The 5,271-nt window shown below is 56.2% G+C and carries 6 protein-coding genes and 2 pseudogenes; 4 read left to right on the forward strand and 4 right to left on the reverse strand.

What is annotated here, in order from left to right:
- Positions 1–278 (forward strand): transposase (locus tag EOA23_RS31130; protein ID WP_245474399.1); only part of this gene is annotated, 278 nt, incomplete at its 5' end.
- Positions 279–436: 158 nt separating this feature from the next.
- Here the strand turns inward: EOA23_RS31130 and EOA23_RS31135 are convergent.
- Positions 437–760, reverse strand: a complete 324-nt coding sequence (locus EOA23_RS31135) for a hypothetical protein (RefSeq protein ID WP_189341772.1) — start codon at positions 758–760, stop codon at positions 437–439.
- Positions 761–1,066: 306 nt separating this feature from the next.
- On the opposite strand from EOA23_RS31135, the gene panD reads away from it, so the two are divergent.
- Positions 1,067–1,495 (forward strand): aspartate 1-decarboxylase, encoded by a 429-nt coding sequence (panD, locus tag EOA23_RS31140; protein ID WP_127306937.1) that lies wholly within the window; start codon positions 1,067–1,069, stop codon positions 1,493–1,495.
- A gap of 215 nt (positions 1,496–1,710) precedes the next feature.
- Here panD and EOA23_RS36715 read toward each other — a convergent pair.
- Positions 1,711–1,987: pseudogene (locus EOA23_RS36715) on the reverse strand (transposase); the annotation flags it as partial.
- Between the two features lie 260 nt (positions 1,988–2,247).
- Between EOA23_RS36715 and EOA23_RS31150 the strand changes: the two are divergent.
- Positions 2,248–2,486: pseudogene (locus EOA23_RS31150) on the forward strand (cytochrome c peroxidase); the annotation flags it as partial.
- Between the two features lie 653 nt (positions 2,487–3,139).
- Positions 3,140–4,414 (forward strand): acetyl-CoA carboxylase biotin carboxylase subunit family protein, encoded by a 1,275-nt coding sequence (locus tag EOA23_RS31160; RefSeq protein WP_127306939.1) that lies wholly within the window; start codon positions 3,140–3,142, stop codon positions 4,412–4,414.
- A gap of 66 nt (positions 4,415–4,480) precedes the next feature.
- Here the strand turns inward: EOA23_RS31160 and EOA23_RS31165 are convergent, their stop codons facing one another.
- Both EOA23_RS31165 and EOA23_RS31170 read right to left on the reverse strand, forming a co-directional pair.
- Complete coding sequence (locus EOA23_RS31165) at positions 4,481–5,002, reverse strand: hypothetical protein (RefSeq protein WP_245474400.1); 522 nt, start codon at positions 5,000–5,002, stop codon at positions 4,481–4,483.
- 10 nt (positions 5,003–5,012) lie between these two features.
- Positions 5,013–5,271, reverse strand: a 259-nt coding sequence (locus tag EOA23_RS31170) for a recombinase family protein (protein ID WP_145966532.1), incomplete at its 5' end; no start/stop codon positions are given.

The raw sequence follows: 5,271 nt of genomic DNA on the forward strand, positions 1-5,271 counted from the left end.
GTCCCGGATGGTCGCACCATACGCCGAAAACTGCTCAGCGAGGACGAGATCGCACCGTCATGATCATACCGGTTACCAACGCTATCGAGGCATTGAACTCCAAGCTGCGTCGCGCCGTTCGAACGCGCGGCCACTTCCCCAATGACGACGCGGCCATGAAGCTGCTATATCTGGTGCTCAACCACGCGGCCGAGGAATGGAAACGACCGCCGCGCGAGTGGTTCAAGGCCAAGACCCAATTCGCCGTCGTGTTCGGCGAAAGGTTCGTCAGCCAGTGACGAAACCGGCCTCGCGCACAGAATTCCTGACAGTCTCCCTGCCGACTTTTTAATTGCTTCGCAAGGGTGACCAAAATGCTGCAGTAGCGACCGAGCAACGATTCTAGCAGCTCCACTTTGCCTGATGGACCTAATTCGTCCGAATCTTCGACGCGATATTAAAGCGTGTGAGACTTATAGCCCTGGTATTTGAATATTCCCATCTCGGTATTGGGTGGAGACAAGGACGCGGATGTTGAGGAGTCCGAACTCGGGGGTTGGGCACGCCGCTGGATTTTTGCGAAGAGGCGCTCAAGGTTTTCGCGCTCATAGGCATGGTTGCGCGTGCCTTTCGTGGCCGCCCATCGATCGATCATTACGCTCAGCGGCTCGGTTTCCAGATGCGGGTTCAGTTGCAGGAATCGGTCGAACTGCAAGAGCCGCACTGGTTGCGAAGTATATTTGTATCCCCTGCGGCGCATCATGGCGACATGCTCAGCCATAACTTCGCCCAGCACGCTGCCGAGCGGTTTGAGTCTTCCTGCTTATACCAACGATCCGGTCCAAATGGGAGGCAGTTCATGTCGCTTTGTCAGGATCTCGACAGGCCTGTTGTTCATCTTCGTTTAACCGCCAGGCTAAATAGCTGAATGCATCATAATATTCTGGCTCAGAGCGAATTGCCAAGTTGGCACGAGATTTGCGACGACCCTTCCGAGCTCCAGCGCAAGGTCACATCTAGTCCGTCGGATCAAGCGCTGCAATCGCTCGTCACCACAGTAGTTTATAGCTGAAAAGGAAACTAGTCGATGAGAAAAATCGTGGCCGCCAAGCTGCATGGTATCACCGTGACCGGCGCAGATCTGAACTACCACGGCTCAATAACTCTGGATCCGGATCATTGTAACAAAGCGGGTATTCTACCATTGGAGTTCGTTGAGATATGGAACAAGGCGACAGGCGCGCGGATCAGCACGTATGTCATTTACGGGGAAAGGGGCTCTTGTTGCTGCGTACTGAACGGAGCGGCTGCTCGTACTTGTCAGATCGGCGATGAAATAATCGTGTGCTCTTCAGCATATATTGAGGAGCATCAGATCGCAGAAATCAGGCCGCGAGTGCTGACGTTTGACCGGGACAATTCCGTGCGAGATTTCATGTTTTACGATGTCGAAATCAGGCAAGATGGAACGATGACTTTCGCGGTTCGTGACGGTTCTCCTGATGGAAACGGGTGAGCGCGGGCGCCAAACGAATCGGCCAGAGTTGGGTCACCGATCTTGTCATGAGACCTTCCTCCTTGATCGCCTGGTGCGTGCGAGCCGGGCTCGCACGGTGTTGATTTGGTCATCCGAGAGTTCGATTTGCCAGGGCTGGCCCTTCGTAAGCTGGCGCCCGTCGAGCAAGCCGCATGAGAGATAGTCGAACATAGTTTGTGGTGTGACGCCCAAGACGGCACCAGATGCGCCTGCAGGATGCCGTGCACCTCGATCTTCACCCGCGTGCGATCCCGCACCATTGGTTGCGCTGGACAACGAGACGACGCAGTCGCTCAGTGCGCTCGTCCGCGACCACACCTCGGGCAGGAACCCGCTGGCATGAAGCTGCCCCAGAACGCCGGCATCGATCTTGTCGGTCTTGATGCTGGCACGGTCGATCGCCTTCACCTGCATCGGGTTGGCGACAATCACGCGATCGACGAAGGGCGACGCTGCGTAACGGATAATTTCGTCCCAAAAACCGAAATTTCACACTGTGCCTTACCCCGATTTCTTCATAATAGAAGGCGGAAAGAGAATCCAAAATGCGGCTCCGGCGCCAGCTTCAAGGCTGACGATCGGTGCCTCAAGCATCTCTTTGAGTTCTATAAAAAGGCTTCCCTTCCCGACCGTTGCGCTGCTGTCGTGGAATACCGCCGCTGATCTAGCGCAGGGCGTTCACGAACCGCATACCCCAAAGTGGATGCGTACACCGCGCAGAGAGATCGTCTATGAAACTCCTGTTAGCTGCGATGGCGGTCGCCGTGCCGGCAGCCGCCGCTTTTGCTGATCAAGCGATCCCCGAACACCTCAGAGAAACCGCTCTGGCCACTTTCAAGCCTTTGCCATCCATCACACCGGCAGTCACCAACAACCCGATTACCCCAGCGAAGGCCGTCTCGGCAAGGCAATGTTCTTCGAGCCACGCGTCTCGGCGTCTGGCGTCTTCTCATGCAACTCGTGCCACAACTCTTTGCGAAGCGACAGATCCGTGGGCCTTGGAACGGGCTTGTCTACGGAGTGCTGGTGGGCAGTGGCTTCGGCTTCACCAAGGACCTCGTGAACTTAATAAGCAGCGTTGACGATATTACCGACCTAGTGAGTGCCTATTTGGCCGGGGCCGTTTTCATGGCCCATCTACACCCAATGCTCACCGCTTTGACGGGGTTGGCTCCCCTCTTCGATGCAGCATCTCAAATCGTGCCCGCTAAACCACCGCTGCAATGGCCGCCTCCGCGTTTGCGTTGCGGCGGCGTTGGTTGAGAGCTCGGATATATCGGTCAGCGAACCAGAACTCGCCTAACGGCGACACGTTTAAGCTCGATAGCCGACAAAGGGAACGATCTAGCGCCCCTTCGTGACGGCACTACACTCGCAGCTTTGTCGACGGCGCGGGGATAGCGCTGGGATCGCGGATCGATTTCCATATAGCCATGACTACATCACAGTTCAAAATGCAGCCTCAGCAACACAAAACCTTCAGACGAAGTTTGCAAAACTTTACAGTCTCCCAATGCTGATGATGGTACGTTCACCTCAAGACACCAGTAGCAGCACGGCTGAACGCTTGATGCCGATATGTCAGGACTGCCGCGCAGAATCCAACCACGGAGATGGCGACCAATGGCACAAAAAGCATTGATATTGGTTGAAGGGAGTAAGACTGGCTATGGACTACTGTATGTTGAAGCAGCAATTCGTCTTAGCCTCCACCCGATTACGCTGTCCTCTGATCCGCACCAGTATGACTACATTGTTTCTGGCGGTTTCGAGGCAATCCGCGTCGACACAAACAACCTCGATGCCCTGATCCAGAGCTGTCACCGGGTAAGCGCGACGTATGATATCGCGGGTATTACTGGCTTTCCGAGCCCAGGGGATTCGATCTATGCGATGGTTGCCAAGCTTTCGCGTCACTTCGATTTGCCGGGACCAAGCCCCACATCCATTGAAAGATGCTGCGACAAGTTCGTTCAAAGACAACTCCTAGCGGCCGCTGTCCCCATCCCTCTATTTCGCCTGGCGGCGAATGCGACTGACGTAGAACGCTGCGCCAAGGAGATTGGACTACCGGTGGTTCTGAAGCCAACCGTTGGCACCGGCAGCACCGGTGTCCGTTTGTGCCGCAACGTCGACGAATTGACCGAACATGCCACTCATCTGTTGAGGGAGCAGCACACAGCGGATTTTTCGTCGGGAATACTGGTCGAAGAATTCGCGCAAGGCTCCCACTACAGCGTTGACGTAATGGGAAACGAGGTTTTTGGAATCGCTTCCGCTGACTTCGGCCACTCACCGCATTTCATCTGTCGAGAGTATACCTATCCAGCCATGCTGACTGATTACGAGCACAGAAATATCACCGAGGTTTCGGTGGGGTGCTTGCGGGCTCTCGACCTTGGCTGGGGCCCAACGAACATTGACCTCCGTTGGACCAAGCTTGGCCCCGTCGTCATTGAAGTCAATCCACGTCTTGCTGCCACGCCCACTCCTCAACTAGTTAAGTTGGCTTACGGCGTCGATCTTATCACCGAGCACATCAAGCTTGTTGTCGGCGATGAATGGGATTTGCGTAAAAGGTTTTCGCACGCTGCAGCCGCGCGGTCCCTCATTCCTGATCGCGATGGTATTCTCAATTGGATTCGGGGCGCCAAACAGGCGGCTGCTATACCAGGGGTCGCCGAGGTAAAACTGTATGCTGAAACCAGGAGGCCGATCGCCAGGAACGGTGATTGGCGAGACCGCATCGGATATATCATCGCTGCTTCCGCAACCCTTGCTGAGACTGAGGCAATACTTCAGAACGCTACCGACTTGATCCATTGGTCGATCACACCGCCTCCGACCGCTGGCGAAAGGGGGCGACCTGCAGCATCTGCACCCCACTCGTTCAAATAGCCACCGATGATCGGGCCCAGCACTCGTTAATATGTTTGCTCCGGCTGGTCATCATCTTTTGCAGAATCAGCAGGCGGATTCTGGGCTCCGACGCGCACGAAACAGACCTAATCGGCCCGAAGCTGCGATTCTGGCCAACTTGCGGAACAATCGGAGAACTTCACGGCTTGCTCTCCTTGGCTTGCAGGAGCATGGCGACGTTTTCGGCGGCAAATTTGAATCCTCTGCGGTCGGGAATTCGCTCTGCGGAGATCGGGTAGCGTGGCCGCTTTGGATCGATGCCGGTGATCCGGAACCGTTCGCTTCCGGTGCGGAACTCGCGTCCGAAGTCCGAAGGGCCAATCCGAATTGCTCTGCCAGAAACTCGAACCTGTCTTTTTCGAGATTGAACGCGGTGCCGTCGGAAGCGGGAATGCTGACGCGGAACACGGGCTCGAAGGAGAAGCCGGTACCGGTGCCGCGCCATCCGGCGCGCTCGATGACCAGGCCGTGGTCCTCAGCGATCTTCCGGCAGACCTCGAGCATGCGGGTCTGGATTTCTTCGCATGTCGCTGGCGTCAGAGGGGTTATGACCCTGCCCTTCGTCATTTGCCCTTCCTCACCTGATAGACAGTACCGCGTGAGACGCCGAGATCGCGGACGATTTGTGGTGCTTTTTGGCAGCAGCGATTCCCTCCGCCTGGCGCTCGCGCCGCAGATTGGTCTCGAACTCGGCAAAGATGCCAAGCATGTCAAAGAAAGCCTTGCCGGCGGCGGTCGACGTATCGACGGGCTGTTCGGTTGCGAAGAGATGCGCGCCTTTCGTCTTGAGCTTGTCCACAATTACCTGCAGGTCGCGCAGCGACCTGGCCAGCCGG

The sequence above is a fragment of the Mesorhizobium sp. M2A.F.Ca.ET.042.01.1.1 genome (assembly GCF_003997405.1).
In the GTDB taxonomy this organism is placed as follows: Bacteria; Pseudomonadota; Alphaproteobacteria; order Rhizobiales; family Rhizobiaceae; genus Mesorhizobium.